Source organism: Nocardioides sp. Root240, assembly GCF_001428825.1.
In the GTDB taxonomy this organism is placed as follows: Bacteria; Actinomycetota; Actinomycetes; order Propionibacteriales; family Nocardioidaceae; genus Nocardioides.
This window is the reverse complement of the sequence record NZ_LMIT01000010.1, coordinates 567,790-585,580: the sequence shown is the minus strand read 5'-3', so window position 1 is coordinate 585,580 and position 17,791 is coordinate 567,790. Positions and strand designations below refer to the sequence as shown.

At 71.5% G+C, this 17,791-nt stretch carries 7 protein-coding genes; 5 read left to right on the top strand and 2 right to left on the bottom strand.

Going from position 1 to position 17,791, the window contains the following annotated elements; all coding sequences use genetic code 11:
- Positions 1-10: 10 nt before the first annotated feature.
- On the bottom strand, positions 11-4,651 hold the full coding sequence (locus tag ASE20_RS12785; RefSeq protein WP_157538515.1) for a family 43 glycosylhydrolase: 4,641 nt from the start codon (positions 4,649-4,651) through the stop codon (positions 11-13).
- Between the two features lie 451 nt (positions 4,652-5,102).
- On the opposite strand from ASE20_RS12785, the gene ASE20_RS12780 reads away from it, so the two are divergent.
- From ASE20_RS12780 to ASE20_RS12765, 4 genes are all read left to right on the top strand, one after another.
- Positions 5,103-9,599 carry an alpha-L-arabinofuranosidase C-terminal domain-containing protein gene (locus ASE20_RS12780; RefSeq protein WP_056894909.1) on the top strand — a complete coding sequence of 1,499 codons (4,497 nt, stop codon included), beginning with the start codon at positions 5,103-5,105 and terminating at the stop codon, positions 9,597-9,599.
- Positions 9,600-9,610: 11 nt separating this feature from the next.
- Positions 9,611-13,300: an immunoglobulin-like domain-containing protein gene (locus ASE20_RS12775; protein ID WP_056894908.1), complete on the top strand. Its 3,690-nt coding sequence runs from the start codon at positions 9,611-9,613 to the stop codon at positions 13,298-13,300.
- 233 nt (positions 13,301-13,533) lie between these two features.
- Positions 13,534-14,571, top strand: a complete 1,038-nt coding sequence (locus ASE20_RS12770; protein WP_056895186.1) for a LacI family DNA-binding transcriptional regulator — start codon at positions 13,534-13,536, stop codon at positions 14,569-14,571.
- Positions 14,572-14,599: 28 nt separating this feature from the next.
- Entirely contained in the window at positions 14,600-15,613 is a 1,014-nt protein-coding gene (locus ASE20_RS12765) for an aldose epimerase family protein (RefSeq protein WP_056917959.1), read from the top strand.
- A 107-nt stretch (positions 15,614-15,720) separates the two neighbouring features.
- Here the strand turns inward: ASE20_RS12765 and ASE20_RS12760 are convergent, their stop codons facing one another.
- Positions 15,721-16,614 (bottom strand): helix-turn-helix domain-containing protein, encoded by an 894-nt coding sequence (locus tag ASE20_RS12760; protein ID WP_056894906.1) that lies wholly within the window; start codon positions 16,612-16,614, stop codon positions 15,721-15,723.
- Positions 16,615-16,803: 189 nt separating this feature from the next.
- Between ASE20_RS12760 and ASE20_RS25290 the strand changes: the two genes are divergently transcribed.
- Positions 16,804-17,791, top strand: a 988-nt coding sequence (locus ASE20_RS25290) for an ABC transporter substrate-binding protein (protein WP_235538813.1), incomplete at its 3' end; no start/stop codon positions are given.

The window sequence follows — 17,791 nt, the reverse complement described above, 5'->3', positions numbered from 1 at the left end:
GTGGGACGACCTAGCGGCGGACCTTCACGCGCAGGAGCGCCGAACCTCCTGCGACCGAGGACGAGCCGCCGTACGACGCGCGGATCGTGTGGTTTCCCCTCGCCAGCCGCAGCGTCACCGTCGCGACGCCGGCTCGCAGGGTCGGCACGGACACCCGGCGGCCGTCGACCAGCACGGTGACCCTGCCGGTCGCGGTGGTGCCGGCGGGCACGGAGGTGACCGTGATCCGCAGGACCAGTCGCTGGCGGGCCTTCGGGGTCATGTCGGACAGCCTGAGCCGCACGCCCGCGCCGGCCCTGGCCACCGCCCTGGTCGGGAGCGACGTCGCCGTGCCGGTCGGCCCGGTGGCGGGCTTCGCGGTCACCTCGACGGACAGCCGGTGGCCGGCGTCGACCCCACGGGCGACGTACGCCGCCGAGGTGGCTCCCGCGATCACCGTGCCGTCGCGCAGCCAGCGGTAGGTGAAGCCCAGGCCGGCCCGGTCCCACGTCCCGGTCGAGGCGGTCAGCCTGCGACCGACCTGCGCGGTGCCGGTGATCGCCGGCTTCACCGTGTTGACCGGCGCGACCACCGGGGGCTCCGGATCCTCGAGCGGGTCGACGCTGGTGAGGGTCGGGGTGACCGTCTGCATCAGGCCGTCCTCACCGAAGGTGAGCCGGTCGATCGTGGTCTCCCGGTGGGTTCCGTCGCCGCCAGGGATCGCAAAGCGGTGGTAGGCGATGTACCAGTCGTCCGTGCCGGGCACGTTCACGATCGAGCTGTGGCCGGTGCCGAGGATGCCCTGCGACGCGTCCTTCTGCAGGATGACGCCGCGGTAGGTCCACGGGCCGTCGATGCTGGTGGCGGTCGCGTAGCCGACCCGGTACTCCGTCGAGCCGGTGTCGTCGATCGAGTACGTCAGGTGGTAGGTCCCGTCGCGGTAGTTGACGAACGAGCCCTCGCGGAAGCTGGTCAGCCCGCTGATCGCGTGGATCGTGTCCGGCTTGATGGACAGCATGTCGTCGGACAGCTCGGCGTACACCGGTGATCCGTTGCCCCAGAACAGGTAGAACTTGCCGGTCGCCGGGTCCTCGAAGGCTGCCGGGTCGATGGCCTGGCCGGAGGTGACCGACTCGTTGTTCAGGATCATCGCGGTCGGTTGGGCCGTGAACGGACCCTTCGGGCTGTCCGCGACCGCGACACCGATCGTCTTGCGGTTGTAGGTCGGGTTGTGGCCGGAGAAGTAGAAGTAGAACTTCCCGTTCCGCTCGATGATCGTCGGCGCCCACGCGTTGCCCGAGGCCCACGGCACGTTGCCGTTGGCGCCGTCGAGGGTGAGGAAGGGCTGCTGTGAGCGCTCCCAATCGACCAGGTCCGTCGACGTCCAGACGTAGAAGTCCTTGCCTCCCCAGCCGGCGACGCCGTCGGTGGTGGCGTAGAGGTAGTAGACCCCGTCGAAGACCGCGATGTTCGGGTCGGCGTAGAGGCCCGGCAGGACCGGCGACCTCATCTCCACCGCGCGCACGGTCCAGGTCCGCGTCGCACCGCCCGGAGCCGTCACCGTGACGGTGCGTGGCGTGGCGTAGTCGGCGGGACCCTCGACGTCGAGGGTCGAGCCGGCCTTCACGTCGTACGTCGGGTCGAGGGCCGTGCGGTCGGTGCCGGGCGTGACCGGCAGGGTCACCGTGGAGCTGGCCGCGTCGATGATCGCGGGGACCTTGAGGGAGTCGAGGGTGACGCCCAGGATCGCGGTCGGGTCGGCCGCCAGGTCGCGCACCTCGGAGCCCGTGAGGGCCCGGTTGTAGAGCCGGAAGTCCCGCACCCTGCCCTTGAGGTACTTGTCGGCGGTGTAGACCGAGCGGCCGATGTAGTTGGCCGTCGTGCGCCCGTCGCCGATGTCGCCGGGCTTGATGGTGACGCCGGTCTTCGTGCCGACCTTCACCCCGTCGAGGTACAGCGTCGCGGTGCCGTCCTGCAGCGTGTAGGTGAGCGTCTTCCACGCGCCGCGGCCCAGGGCGGAGCCGGCGGTCACCGTCTGCTCGGTCGTCCAGCTGCCGCTCGCGATCGAGGTCCGGTACGCGTTGTTGCCCGTCGTGAACAGGTAGCCGTTGCCGGTGCCCGAGCCGTCGGTGTTGCCGAGGCCCCAGACGAAGTACGGCGTGGGCTGCGTCGGGTCGACCCAGACCTCGGTCGACACGGTGATCGCGCCGAGGCCGGCCATGATGTTGTCGGGCAGCTTCACGTGGCCGTTGGTGCCACCGAGGGTCAGCCCGCCGTCGGCCCACGTCGTGTCGCCGGAGACGGTGCCGTCGTACCCGTGGCCGGAGGAGTCCGCGGCCGTCGTGCCGGTGGTCTCGTCGAGTGCGTAGTGCGCGACCAGGCCGTCCGCGTTCGCCTCGACCGGGGTCGGCGGGGCGGGCAGGTCGGCGCGCAGGCTGTCGAGCTCGGCCTGGGTCACCGGGATCACCGTGCCGTGGCGCGGGCTGCCGGGGAGGTCGTAGGTCGCCGGGACCTGCCAGTCGGGAGCATCGAGGTCGTCGGTGCCGAGCGGGATGTAGCCACGGCCGCCGTACTCGTCGACGAAGAGGTAGTAGGCGCTGCCCGAGGTGTCACCCGGGTTGGCCTTGAAGATCGAGGGGCCCTCGACCGCGGAGGTGCCGGCGTTCTTGCCGATGCAGGAGTCCTGCATGGTCCAGGCCGGGTTGCCCGGCAGGTCGACGGCGGTCAGCTCGTCCGCGGTCTCCTGGATGATGTCGGAGCAGCCGGTGCCGCCCCCGCCCTCGTCCTTGGTGAACCGGTAGTAGTGGCCGTCGTCCTTGATGACCGTGGAGTCGATGCGGGACTCGCCGCGGTCCTGCCAGATCCTGGCCTCGCTGAAGGTCACGAAGTCGCGGGTCGTCGCGTAGAGCATCCGGTTGTAGGTGCTGCCGGTGTGGTTGGTGTCGCTCTCGGCGTAGAGCTTCGAGGCCCAGAAGACCACGAACTGGTCGAGGTCCTCGTCCCAGTAGGCCTCGGGTGCCCAGGTGTTGCCGGCGGTCGGCGGGGAGACGAGCACGTGCCGCTGCGCGGACCAGCTCTTCAGGTCGGTCGACTCCCAGACCTCGAGGTAGCGGCTGCCGGTGCGCTGTGAGCGGTCCCAGTCCCCGTTGCGGCCGATCGAGAGGTCGGTGGCGATGAGGTAGAACCGGTCGCCCTCGGGGGAGCGGATCAGGAACGGGTCGCGCAGGCCCATCTCGCCCATCGTGGACTCGAGCGCGGGCTGGCCGCCGTTGAGCTCGTCCCACTTGAGCGCGTTGTTGCCGCGACTGGCCGCGAAGTAGATCTTCTCGCCGGCGATCGAGTTGCCGGTGAAGTAGCTGAACGCGTAGCCGGTGTACGGCGCTGCCGCCGGCAGCTCCCGCACGGTCAGCTCGATCGCGCGGGTCGCCGTGGCGGAGCCGACGGTGACGGTCGCGGTCAGGGTGACGGTGGTGTCGCCGGCACCGTGCGCCGGGCGGTGGACCACGCCGTCGGGCGCCACCACGGCGGGCTGGTTGCTCGCCCACGTGACGGTGGCGGCGTTGCTGCCGGTGGTCGGCAGGGTCAGGCTGCCGCGGACGTCGTCCGGGTGGACCAGGGCGATCGCTGCCGCGGCTGCCTCGGCCTTCGCCTGGTCGCTGTCGTCAGGGGTCACGGTCGCGATGAACGTGCGGGTGGCCGTCTCACCGCCCCGTGTCAGGGTGGCGGTCAGCGTCACCTCGGCCGGTCCCTCGCCGGCGCCGGGACGGGTGACCGCGCCGTTGGTGGCGATCACACTGGTGTCGGAGGAGGCCCACGCAATGGTCGAGCCGAAGGCACCGGCGGTCGGCAGCGTCAGGTTGCCGGACACGGCGGACAGGTCGCCGAGGCTCAGGCCGGCCTGGTCGGACGCGACCCGGTTGGCGTCGGTGAGCGAGATCTGGGCGACCTCCCCGGCCGTCAGCGCACGGTCGTAGATGCGGAAGTTGCGGATCTTGCCCTTGAGGCTGTTGTCGGTGTCGTAGCTGGACTCACCGAGCAGGTTCTTCACGGTCGTGCCCCCGCCGAGATCGCCCGGCTTCACCGTCACGGCGGTGTTCTGGCCGACCTGGACGCCGTCCTCGAAGAGGGTGCCCGTCGTGCCGGTCTGGGTGTAGGTCACCGACTTCCACACGCCGCGCGCCAGGTTGCCCCCGCTGGCGCGGGACGTGACCTTCTCGCCCGACCAGTTGCCCGTGGTGATGCCCGCACGGAAGGCGTTGCCACTGGCGAACAGGTAGCCCGTCCCGGTGCTGGACGTCGCCGCGTTGCCGAGGCCCCAGAGGAAGAAGGGCGTGGCCTGGCTCGACTCGACGAGGACGTCGAGGTGGACGGTGATCGCGTCGAGCCCGTTGACGACGTTGTTGGGCAGCTTCACGTGGTCGTTGACGCCGTCGAGCGTGAGCGATCCGTCAGCCCAGGTGCCGTCGACGAGCGTGCCGTCACGACCGTGCCCGGAGCTGTCGGTGACGGTCGAGCCGCTGACCTGGTCGAGGTCGTAGCGGAGCACCAGGCCGTCGGTCACGTCGGCGGCGGCGGCCGGTCGGGCCATCGGGACGAGCAGGAGCAGCGACCCGATCAGGGCCAGTGCCAGCAGGGCGGGAAGACGGCGCAGGGCCGTCGATGGGTGGGGCATCGTTCCTCCGTGTGTGAGCGCTAACACAGGAGTGTGACTGCGGTCACGGACGCCGTCAACCCCGTCTCACAGGCGCGACAAAGGTCGAGGAAAGTCCGAGCGAGACTCTTGACGCGGCACGGATGTTAGCGCTAACAATCTCTCTGTGTCGCCCGTCACATCACCCCAGCCCCGCCCCGGCCGCCGTCGCAGGACCGCCGCTCGGCGTCCCCTCGAGTCCCTCCCCGCCTGCTGCGCGCCGCGCTGCACGCACGCTGGCTGCGTTGCCGTCGCTCGCGAGACGCCCAGTCTGGCCACGCGCCGGCGCCTTGGCATCGCACGCGCATCGCGACGCTCGCGACGGCGGGGCGGAACCCGAGCGGCCGCCGCCTCCCTCTCCCTCCTCGCCGGCCTGCTGGCGAGCACTGCCGGACTCGGCCTCACCCCCGCGCCGGCCTCGGCCGCGGACACGGTGACGTGGTCCGACGCGTTCGACGGAAGCGCCCTGGGTGGACGTTGGGACGTCGTCAATCCGGAGCCCGCCGCGCTCTCGGTCAGCGCCGGCGCCCTGCACCTCAGCGGGCAGCCCGGCGACACGTGGCAGAGCAACAACACCGCGAAGAACGTCGTCATGCTCGACGTCCCGGCCGGTGACTTCACCGCGACGGCGAAGCTCTCGGCGCCGGTCACGAAGGTCTACCAGGGTGCCGGCCTGATCGCCTGGCAGGACATGGACAACTACGTCCGCGCCGGCCTCACCTACGTCGGCTCGCTCTCGCCGTCCGGCATCGCGGTCGAGACCGACCGCGAGTCCGGTGCGACCTTCGGTGCGGTGGCGTTCGCCGACCGGCCGGCGTCGACGGGCGAGACCCTTCGCCTGCAGCGCACCGGCGACACCATCACGACCAGCTACCTCGACGGGGCGAGCTGGGTCGTCGCCGCGACCACCACGGTCTCCTTCGACACCACGCAGGTGGGCCTCTACGCCCTTGCTGCCCAGGACGGGACCACGACCGAGGCGGCGTTCGACTCCTTCGAGATCACCCACGCGCGGGGCGCCGACGTGGCGCCGGCCGGCAGCTTCACGCTGCAGGCGGACCACGCGTCGCCGTACCTGGTGCGGGACGGCGACGCCCTCGCGCTCTCGGCCGACCAGCCCACGTCGAGCATGCGCCTGCAGGCGACCGACCTCGGCGGCGGAGCGCTCGGCCTGGTGACGGGCGCGGGCGCGGTCGTCGTCGTGGGCGGTGAGCTCACCGTCGGCGACGGCGCCGCAGACCCGACGCCGCTGCGGATCACCGACGCGGGCGGCGGCAAGGTCGTCGTACGCATCGACGGTGCGGCGGACGGCGCCGACCACGTCGCGGTCGACGGCGATGGCCACCTCGTGGCCGGCAGCGAGGCCGACGCGGTGCGCTTCGTCCTGACAGAGGTCGAGGACACCACGGCGACCCTCGACATCGACGCGGACGGGTCGGGCGCCGAGCTGAACCCCGACATGTTCGGCATCTTCTTCGAGGACATCAACTACGCCGCGGACGGCGGCATCTACGCCGAGCTGGTGCGCAACCGCTCGTTCGAGTTCAACAGCACCGACAACGGGTCCTACAACGCGATGACCGCGTGGAGCCTGGCGAACCGCAGCGGCGGCGCGTCCAGCGCGGCCGTCGTCGACGACGGCGGCCGCCTCAACGCCATGAACCGCAACTACCTCCGGCTGGTGGCCGCGGCCGCCGGTGACGGCGTGGTCAACGCGGGCTTCGACGGCGTCGCCGTCAGGAGCGGTGACCTGTACGACGCCTCGGTCTGGGTGCGCACCACGACGGCCCAGTCGCTCACCGTCCGCCTCGAGAGCGCGGACGGCGCGACCGCGCTGGGCTCCGGCTCGGTGCAGGTCGCCGGCAACGACACCTGGCAGCAGGTGCAGGTGCCGATCACCGCCTCCGCGACGAGCAACAACGCCCGGATCGCCGTCCTGGCGGGCGCTGCGTCGACGCTGGCGGTCGACATGGTCTCCGTGATGCCGCGCGACACCTGGGTCGGCCCGGTCAACGGCCGCACCGTGCTGCGCAAGGACCTCGCCGAGCGGGTCGCCGCGATGGATCCCGGCTTCGTCCGCTTCCCCGGCGGCTGCGTCACCAACGTGGGCACGTTCAAGTCCTACGAGGAGAGCGGCTACGTCGACCGGCAGCGCACGTACCAGTGGAAGGAGACCATCGGTCCGGTCGAGGAACGCCCGACCAACAAGAACTTCTGGGGCTACAACCAGACCTACGGCATCGGCTACCTCGAGTACTTCGAGCTCGCCGAGGACCTCGGTGCCGAGCCGCTGCCGGTCCTGTCGGTCGGCGCCAACGGCTGCGGCAGCACCATCCCCGAGATGAGGGACCAGGCGTCGATCGACCGCTGGGTCCAGGACACCGTCGACCTCATCGAGTTCGCCAACGGCAGCGTCGACACCGAGTGGGGCGCGGTCCGCGCCGGCCTCGGCCACCCCGCACCCTTCGACCTCGAGATGATCGGCCTCGGCAACGAGGAGAACACGACGACCTTCGAGGCGAACTTCCCGAAGTTCAAGGCGGCCGTCGAGGCGGCGTACCCGGACATCACGATCATCTCGAACTCGGGCCCCGACGACACCGGCACGCGCTTCGACACCCTGTGGAGCTTCAACCGCGCGCAGAAGGTCGACCTCGTCGACGAGCACTACTACAACGCGCCGTCGTGGTTCACCGACAACACCCACCGGTACGACGACTACGACCGCGAGGGCCCGGGCGTCTTCCTCGGTGAGTACGCCAGCCAGGGGAACACCTTCAACAACGCGCTCGTCGAGGCGGCCTACATGACGGGCCTCCAGCGCAACGGCGACGTCGTGCGGCTGGCGTCGTACGCGCCGCTGCTCGCGAACGAGAACCACGTGCAGTGGTCGCCGGACGCGATCTGGTTCGACAACGACGAGTCGTGGGAGTCGGCCGACTGGCAGGTGCAGAAGATGTTCGGCAACAACGTGGGCGACCGCGTCGTCCCGAGCACCTTCGACGGCTCCGTGAACGACCCTCAGGACGTGAAGGGCGGCGTCTTCCTGTCGACCTGGAACACCAGCGCGGCCTACGACAACGTGTCGGTCACGAACGACGCGACCGGCGAGACGCTGTTCAGCGACAACTTCTCCGACGCCTCGAAGTGGTCCTCCCAGGCCGGCTCCTGGGCGGTGAGCGGTGGTCGCTACGTGCAGTCCTCGACCAGCACGACCGACGCCCGCTCGATCATCACGGGTGCCTACGACAAGGGCTGGAGCAACTACACGCTCGAGCTCGACGCGACCAAGCTGTCCGGCGCCGAGGGCTTCCTCGTCGGCTTCGGTGCGACCGGCGCCAACAACTTCTACTGGTGGAACATCGGCGGCTGGGGCAACAGTCGCTCCGTCCTCCAGCGGGCCGACGGCGGCAGCGCGAGCGAGGTCGTCGCGCTCGAGGGTGACAGCGTCACCACCGGTACGACGTACCACCTCAAGATCGAGGTCGACGGCACGACGATCCGGCTCTACCAGGACGGTGTGCTGAAGCTGACCTACGACCAGGTCGACACCAGCGAGCAGCTGTTCCAGGTGGTCACCAAGGACGACGCCACCGGCGACCTCGTCGCCAAGGTGGTCAACACTGCCACCAGCCCGGTCCGGACGCAGGTCCACGTGGCCGACGCCGGCATCGAGCCCACCGGCACGGTGACCACGCTGAGCGCGCCGTCGCTCGGCTCGACCAACACGAAGGCCAACCCCCAGCTGATCTGGCCGAAGGCGCGGCAGGTCTCCGGACTCTCGAGCGACTTCGAGTACGAGTTCCCGGCCTCCTCGGTCACCTTCCTCCGGATGCACACCACCGACGCGGTCCCGCCTGTTGTCGACGACCTGTCGGTATCCGGTGGCGGTGTCCGCGGCTGGTACCGCGACCCCGCGTCCGTGCACGTCGCGGCGAGCGACAACCGTGGTGTCGACCATCTCGAGTGGTCGCTCGACGGCGGTGCGTGGCACGAGGTCGACGGCGACGAGGCGGACGTCGAGGTCGCCGGCGACGGCAGCCACGAGCTCGCGGTCCGTGCGGTCGACACCTCCGGCAATGTCGGCGAGGTCCGCCCGCTGACCGTCGGCGTCGACGCGGCGGCCCCGGTCACCAAGGCGTCCTTCTCCACGGCCGCGCGCAGTGTGACGCTGACGGCCGTCGACTCCGGGGCCGGTGTGGCCGAGGGCGGCACGGAGTACCGCCTCGACGGTGCTGCCTGGTCGTCGTACGACCAGCCGGTCGTCGCCGACGGAGCCGCGCACGTGCTGGAGTTCCGCTCCACCGACGTGTTCGGCAACGCCGAGGACGCCGGTCGCCTCGACATCCCCGCGGTCGGCGCCCTGGAGGCCTCGACCACCGCGGCCACCGTCGCCTCGTCGACGGTCCGGCTCGGCGCCACCGTGTCGGTGCGGGTCAGCGTGTCCGGGGCCGGTACGACGCCGACCGGTCCGGTCGTGCTGCGCCGGGGGAGCACGCTGCTCGCCAGCGCGACCCTGGCGTCGGGCCGGGCCACGCTGAAGGTCGCGACCTCCAAGCTGGGCCGGGGCTCCCACATGCTGACGGTCGAGTACGCCGGCGACGCCGCACACACGGGTTCGTCCGACACCGTCGCGATCACCGTCGTGAAGGCGTCCTCGACGACCGGCCTGTCGGTGACGAAGGCCGCGACGCGGATGCCCCTGGTGACCGTGCGGGTCCAGGCCGCCGTACCGGTGGCGGGGACGGTGGCCGTGCTCGTCCAGCGCGGCGGCCGCACCGTCCTGACCCGGACCGTGCGCCTGTCCGGCGGTCGCGGGCAGGTGCGCCTGCCCCGCCTCCCGAAGGGCAGCCACGTCGTGGTCGCCCGCTACGCCGGCTCGACGACCGTTGACCCGTCCACGACGCGCACCACGGTGCGGATCCCGTGAGGACCAGCAGCATGAACCTGACGACAACCCACCCGATCCGGCGGCTCGTGGTCGCCGGGCTGGCCGCCGCCGTGGGCCTCGCGGCGGCGGCCACCGGGCCCGCACCCGTCGCGCACGCCGAGGACACAGGGCTCGACACCGGCCTGATCGGTTGGTGGAAGCTGGACGAGGCCAGCGGCACGGTCGCCGCCGACTCGTCCGGCCACGGTCGCAACGGCACGGTCAACGGCACGGCAGCATGGAACGCGGGGGAGGGCTTCACGTTCTCCGGTGGGTCCAACAGCTCGGGCAGCTACATCAAGCTGCCCGACAACCTGCTGGCCGGCGTCGACGACCTGACCGTCGACTTCGACGTCTGGGTCGACCCGACGCTGTCGGGCAACTGGTTCATGTACAACCTCGGCAACTCGGCGGTCTTCCCGAACGGCACGGGCTACCTGTTCACGACCAACGACTCGAGCGGGCGCTACCGCTCGACGATCGCCGAGGCCGCCTACTCCAGCGAGCAGAGCACGTCCCGGCCGACCAAGCTGCAGGCGGGCGTGTGGAAGCACGTGACCTACACGATCACGGGCGGCGTCGTCGGTGCGCCGGGCTCGGCGAGGCTCTACGAGGACGGCGTCCTGGTGGCCTCCAACACCAACCTGACGACCAAGCCGTCGCTGCTCGGGACGCCCGACGGCACGACCACCCTCAACCAGCTCGGCCGCTCGGCATACGCCGGCGACCTGTCCTTCAAGGGCAGGCTGCGCGACTTCCGGCTCTACGACAGGGTCCTGACCGCCACCGAGTCGGCCGAGCTGGCCGGCGACGTGGTCGACCCGGTGATCGACGCCGACGCCGCCGCGCTGACCCTCGGCGACACCAGCGCCGTGGTCGGCAACCTGGCGCTGCCGGCGGCCGGCGCGTCCACCACCACGTCGGTCACCTGGAGCAGCAGCGACCCGGCGCGCGTCAGCACCAGCGGCGTCGTCGCCCGCCCTGCGTACGGCAGCCCCTCCGCGGCCGTCACCCTGACCGCCACGATCGTGCGGGGCGCCGAGACACGGACCCGGACGTTCGACGTCACCGTGCTCCCCGAGGAGCTCGACGACGCGGGCAAGGCGCAGGAGGCCGTCGCAGCCGTGGCGCTGGTCCACGCCGACGACGTCCGCGGCAACCTGACCCTGCCGACCTCGGGCCTACACGGATCGACCCTGTCGTGGGCGTCGTACGCTCCTGGCGTGGTGACGCCGACGGGCGAGGTCACGCGCCCGGCGTACGGCGGGACGGCGGTCGACGTGACGCTGACCGTGACCGCTCACAAGGGCGTGGCGACCGCGACGCGTGACGTCGTCGTGCGGGTCCAGCCCGCACCGGAGGCACCGGACTACGAGGGCTACGCGTTCGCGTACTTCGCCGGTGAGAGCACTGATGACGGCGAGAAGATCTACCTCGGCGCGAGCCGTGGCAACGACCCGCTCGACTACGACGAGCTCAACGACGGCGCTCCCGTGCTGGCGTCGACCTTCGGTGAGAAGGGCCTGCGCGACCCGTTCGTGATCCGCTCGCACGAGGGGGACCGCTTCTACCTGCTCGCCACGGACCTCAAGATCTACGGCGGTGGTGACTTCGGCACCGCACAGGAGACCGGCAGCAAGTACCTCGAGGTCTGGGAGTCGACCGACCTCGTGCACTGGGGAAACCAGCGCCACGTGAAGGTGTCGTCCGACTTCGCCGGCAACACCTGGGCGCCGGAGGCCTTCTACGACGAGGCGGCCGGCGAGTACGTCGTGTACTGGGCCTCCGCCCTGTACCCGACCACCGACTCCTCGGGCCGCGACATCGGTACGCAGTACCAGCAGATGATGTACGCGACCACCCGCGACTTCGTGACCTTCTCCGCGCCCCAGCCCTGGATCAACGTCAAGCGCGGCGCGGGCAAGGGCATGATCGACGCGACGATCGTCAAGGACGGCAGCACCTTCTACCGGCTGGTGAAGGACGAGGCCTACATGATCCCGCGCCAGGAGCGGTCCACGGACCTCCGTGCAACCGTGACCGGCTCGCTGCCGACCACCAGCTCGACGCCCGGTTGGCAGCTCGTCAAGGAGAAGGTCGGCTACGGCCAGGCCAACCCCTGGGGTGGCACGTTCACCGGCGGTGAGGGCCCGACGGTGTTCCGCGACAACGAGGACCCGGACCGCTGGTACCTCTTCATCGACCAGCCGAGCTACCACGGTGGCCAGGGCTATCTCGCCTTCACCACCGACGACATCGCATCGGGCAGCTGGACCTCGGTCCCCACGGCCGACCTGCCGAGCAGCCCGCGCCACGGCACCGTCCTGCCGGTCACCCAGGCCGAGCTCGACACCCTGCGCGCCGGCTACCAGCCGGAGCTGCTGGTCGAGTCGGTCGACGATGTGAACGCCACCACCCGCGTGGGCACGGCTCCGACGCTGCCCGCCAAGGTCTCCGCGACCTTCGGGGACGGCTCGACCGGCCAGGTCGCCGTCGAGTGGGACGCGATCGCCCCGGCGTCGTACGGCGTCGCCGGGACGTTCACCGTCAACGGCACCGTCGCCAGCGGTTCCGCCGACCACCCGGTCGCCACCGTGACCGTCACCGACGCGGCCGACCCGGTCGTGGCGGTCTCGTCCGCGGCCGACGGCGACGACGGCTGGTGGGTCTCCTCGCCGGCCGCCGTGTCGGTCACCGCCACCGACGACACGGGCGTCGACAGCGTCGACTACTCGGTCGACGGCGGGTCCTGGGTGTCGGTCGACGAGACCACGGCGTCCTTCCCCGTGACCGGCGACGGCGTCCACGAGGTCCGCGCCCGCGCCCACGACGTCACCGGGAACACCTCGGCGGTCGTGACCGGCTCGGTCAAGGTCGACACCGAGGCGCCGGTCAGCCGCGCCTCCCGGGTGGGCCGCACGGTCACCGTGCGGGCGGCCGACGCCACGTCCGGAGTGGGCGCCGTCCAGTACCGCCTCGACGGTGGGACCTGGGCGACGTACGCCGCCCCGTTCGCCGTCGGCGACGACGCGGTCGACATCGAGTACCGCGCGGTCGACCGGGCCGGCTCCGAGGAGCAGGCCAACACGCTGGTCGTGCCGGCGCTCGGCGACGAGCTGTCGCCGACCGCGGTGGTGGCGCTCGCCGCGGCGGACAAGCTCGCCTTCGGAACCGACCTGCCGATCTCGGTGCGGGTCAGCACGCCCGACGGGGTGGCGACCGGAAGCGTCCGGGCGATCGCCGGCGGCACCGTGCTCGCCTCGGCCAACCTGGCCGACGGGCGGGCCCGGATCGTCGTCGACACGGGCCGTCTCTCCGGCCTCGGCGCCCACACGATCGTCATCCGGTACGACGGCGACGCGACCCACCGCGTCGGCGAGGACCAGGTGCCGGTCACCCTGACCCGGGCGAGGTCCTCGACGAGCCTGGTGCTCAAGGCGCCTGACCGCGCGGGCCGCGGTGCGGTGGCGACCGTCCGGGTCGCGACCAGCCCGTCCGGCGTCGCTGTGGGCAAGCTCGGCCTGGTCCTCAGCCGCGCTGGCAAGGTGGTCCGGCGGGCGAGCGTGGTGGTGCCGGCGAGCGGCAGGGTGACCTGGCGACTGCCGAGGCTGGCCCGGGGCACCTGGTCGGTCCAGGCGACGACGGCGTCGTCCCCGGTGGCTGCGGGCTCCGGTGCGAAGCGGGTGGTGACCGTCCGGTAGTCACACAGGTTGTGTGAGCGCTCAACAAGTTTCCGCCGTGGCGGCTGGCCGCTGATCCAGGGTCGCGTCCCGGAAGTTCTTGGATGGTTGGCGTGCGCACGGTGCGTGCATCGCAAGGCGCCGGCGCGCAGCCATACCGGGTCGTCTCGCAAGCGTCGGCAACGCCGCGAGGTGCGTGCTGTGTGTGCGCGAAGCGCCCAGAACTGCCGGGACGCGGCACTAGGGTGGCCGCCATGGCGGTGGAGCGCGGGCAGCGGGACAACGGGAAGCGGCGTTCGCCGAGCATGGCGGACGTCGCCGCGCTGGCCGGTGTCTCGCACCAGACGGTGTCGCGGGTGCTCAACGACTCGCCGCTCGTCCGCGAGGACACCCGCACGCGGGTCAACGCGGCGATCCGGGAGCTCGGTTACCGCCGCAACGCAGCCGCGCGTCTGCTGGTGACCAACCGCTCCGGCCGGATCGGCATGGTGTCGGCGCACCTGGCGCTCTACGGCCCGAGCATGATCGCGGAGGCCGTCCAGGAGGCCGGCCGCGAGGCCGGCTACGACGTCGCCGTGGTCGGGGTCCTGGACCTCACCGAGGAGGCGCTGCAGCGCGCGGTCGACCGGTTGCTCGACCAGGCCGTCGAGGCCCTCGTCGTCGCCGTCGCCCACCGCGACGCGCACCATCTCGTGCGCGGCCTGTCCCTGCCGATCCCCGTCGTGCTCGCCCAGGGCGTCAGCCCCGGTGAGGCGATGGCTGCGGGCATCGACCAGGTCGCCGGCGCCCGGCTGGCGACCGACCACCTGCTCGACCTCGGGCACCACGCCGTCGCCCACGTCAGCGGTCCGCGCGACTGGACCGAGGCCGAGCAGCGCCGTGAGGGCTGGCGCCAGGCCCACGAGGCGCGCGGCCTGCTGCCCGGGCCGGAGCTGCCCGGCGACTGGTCGGCGGCCAGTGGCTACGACGCCGGCCAGCGACTCGCGAAGGACCGCGACCTCTCGGCGATCTTCGTCGCCAACGACTCGATGGCGCTCGGCGTCCTCAGGGCGCTGCACGAGGCCGCCCGGGCCGTGCCCAACGACGTCAGCGTCGTGGGCTTCGACAACGTGCCGGAGGGTGGCTACTACTGGCCGGCGTTGACCACCGTGGCCCAGGACTTCCCCGAGCTGGGGCGGCGTGCCGTCGAGCTCGCGGTCCGTGCACTCGGCGGCGAGGACCGTCCGGCGGCCGAGCTCGCGCAGCCGGTGATGCTCGTGCGCGGATCGACGGGCAAGAACCGCACGCGCTGACGAGCGGCTGGATGTTAGCGTTAACATCGTGACGGAGAATGCCTCGCCCGTGGTCGTCGTCGGCCGCGCCCCCGGCCCGGAGCTGCACCTGCTCCCGGTCGGTGCCACCATCCAGCGCCTGGTCGTGACCGGCGGCGACGGCGTGCGCCGCGACGTCGCCCTCGGCCTCGCCGACGGGGACGCCGTGCGCGCCTCGACCGACTACATCGGCAGCGTCGTGGGCCGCTACGCCAACCGCATCGCGCACGGTCGCTGGTCGCTCGACGGAGCCGACCACCAGGTGCCGGAGAACGATCGTGGCCACCACCTGCACGGTGGTCCCGCCGGGTTCCACACGCGCACGTGGGACGTCGTCGCGCAGGCCGAGGACGCCGTGACCTTCCAGCTGGTGAGCCCCGACGGCGACGCGGGGTACCCGGGCGAGCTGACCGTGCGGGCGTCGTACCGGGTGGAGGGGGAGGGCGTCCACCTCGAGCTGACCGCCACCACCACCGCCGCGACGGTCGTCAACCTGACCAGCCACGTGTACCTCAACCTGCACGGCACCGGCACCATCGACGACCACCTGCTGCACGTCGACGCGTCGCGCTACACCCCTGTGGACGCCGCCGCGATCCCCGTCGGCGAGCACGCACCCGTCGACGGGACGCCGTTCGACCTCCGGCACCCGACCCCCCTCGGTGACCCGATCCGCACCCGTCACCCCCAGGTCGTCGACGCCCGCGGCATCGACCACAACCTCGTCCTCGACGGCGAGGGCTGGCGCCGCGTCGCCGTCCTCGACGGCCCCGCCACCCGGACCCGGATGGAGCTCTGGTCCGACCAGCCCGGCCTGCAGGTCTACACCGGCAACTTCCTCGCCGGCACCTCCCTCGACCGCACCGGCCGCCTGCTCCGCCAGGGCGACGGCCTCTGTCTCGAGCCCCAGCTCGCCCCCGACTCCCCGAACCACGTCCCCGGCCCCGACTGGCCCTCCGCCGTCCTCCGACCCGGCGACACCTACGTCAACCGCATGGCCTGGCTCTTCTCCGCCCTCCCCTGACCGCCGAAACGGNNGGCAGTTCTGCTGGCACCTCGACGTGCACCCACTAACACTTGGACGCGCACGAACTAACACTTCGGCGTGCACGAACTAACACTTCGGCGGCGTCAGAGGGCGGCGTCGAGGGTCCCCGAGGGCAGGCGGAAGGCCCGCTCGAGCCGGGTGCGCATCCGGGCGCTGGGGACGACTCGGCCGGACTCCCAGGTGCGGACCGCGGCGGTGCTGCACGCGCACCGGTCGGCGAGCTGGCCCTGGGTGAGGCCCGCCCACTCGCGGAGGGTCCGGATCACGGCCGGCAGGTCGCCGGGGCGCCAGCGGCCGCGGTCGAGCAGGTGGGGCGGCTCGGTGCCGGCGGCGCGGGCGACGTGGGACACCGGGACGCCGTACGTGCGGGAGAGGTGGCGCAGCGCTGCGAGCGGGGGACTGCCCGCGCCGCGCTCCCAGGCGCCGAGGGCATGGCGGTCGACGCCGGCCGCCGCCGCCGCGCGGGCCTGGCTGAGCCGGGCGCGGTGGCGCAGCCGACGCAACGGGCTCATCGGCAGGTCGGGGCGGCCGATCCCGGTCGCGGGCGCCGCCAGGCGGGCGACGAGCGTCTCGGCGGACAGGCCGAGGACCTCGGCGAGGCCCTCGATGCGGGCGGCCGGGATCCGGGCCCGGCCGGCCTCCCAGTTGTAGACCGTCGAGACGGGCAGGTCGAGCCGGCGCGCGATTCCCGCGGCCGTTGCGCCGGCCCGCCACCTCAGGTCGCGCAGCGCCTGCCCCCGGTGCCCGACCTCCGTGGCCGGGGCGGGGACGGAGGAGCGTGCGTCGTCGAAGAACCCGGCCACCCGTGCGGGCTCGAGCTCGAGCACCCGTGCGAGGGCGTGGATGTGGACCGGTCCGGGCAGCCGCTCGCGTCGTTCCCAGCGCAGGATCGACATCGGGTGGACCCCGATCTCCTCGGCGAGGTCGGTGGCCCGGAGGCCGCGGCGGGCGCGCTCGGTGCGCAGCAGCGTGGTCACGGTGGTGCCTTTCGGGGGACGTCCTTCGAGATCCGGTGGGGTTTCCGTGGGTTCGAAGGTGAGCGTTCACATTTCTTTGGATTCGTGGTCCTGAACCTCTTGACGCCACAGAATGTTAGCGCTCACACTCTTCACCAGTGACACCGGTCACAGGGCGGACAAGCCCGACGGACTGTGGAGGAATACCCAGTGGTGAAGAAGACCGTGACCGCCGCCAGCGCGGTCCTCATGTGTGCAGCGGCGCTCGCCGCGTGCGGCAGCGACGACTCCGGTTCCAAGGGGAGTGACGACGGCAAGATCGTGATGGGCTTCGCCCAGGTGGGTGCTGAGAGCGGTTGGCGGACCGCGAACACCGACTCGATCAAGGCGTCGGCCAAGGCAGCGGGCATCGAGCTGAAGTTCTCCGATGCCCAGCAGAAGCAGGAGAACCAGATCCAGGCGATCCGGTCCTACATCCAGCAGAAGGTGGACGTCATCGCGTTCAGCCCGGTCGTCGAGACCGGCTGGGACGCCGTCCTGCAGGAGGCCAAGGCCGCGAACATCCCGGTCATCCTGACCGACCGCGCCGTGGACAGCGAGGACACCTCGCTCTACAAGACCTTCCTCGGCTCGGACTTCGTGGAGGAGGGCAAGAAGGCCGGCGAGTGGCTGGTCGAGAACGCGGCCGACGCCGACGTCGACGGTGACGGTGACATCAACGTCGTCCAGCTCGAGGGCACCACCGGCGCAGCTCCGGCGATCGACCGTGCGGAGGGCTTCGCCGACGCGATCAAGTCCGACTCGAAGATCGCGATCAGCAAGTCGCAGACCGGCGACTTCACGCGCGACGGCGGCAAGCAGGTCATGGAGTCGTTCCTCAACTCGGAGAAGGGCATCGACGTCGTCTTCGCCCACAACGACGACATGGGCCTGGGTGCCATCGAGGCGATCGAGGCCGCGGGCCTCGAGCCCGGCAAGGACATCAAGATCATCACGGTCGACGCCGTGAAGGACGGGATGACCGCGCTGTCCGAGGGCAAGATCAACTTCATCGTCGAGTGCAACCCGCTCCTCGGCGACCAGCTGATGGACCTGGCCAAGAAGGTCATCGACGGCGAAGAGGTCCCGGCCCGCGTCGTGACGGAGGAGACCACCTTCGACCAGGAGCAGGCCACCGCAGTCCTCGCCGACCGCAAGT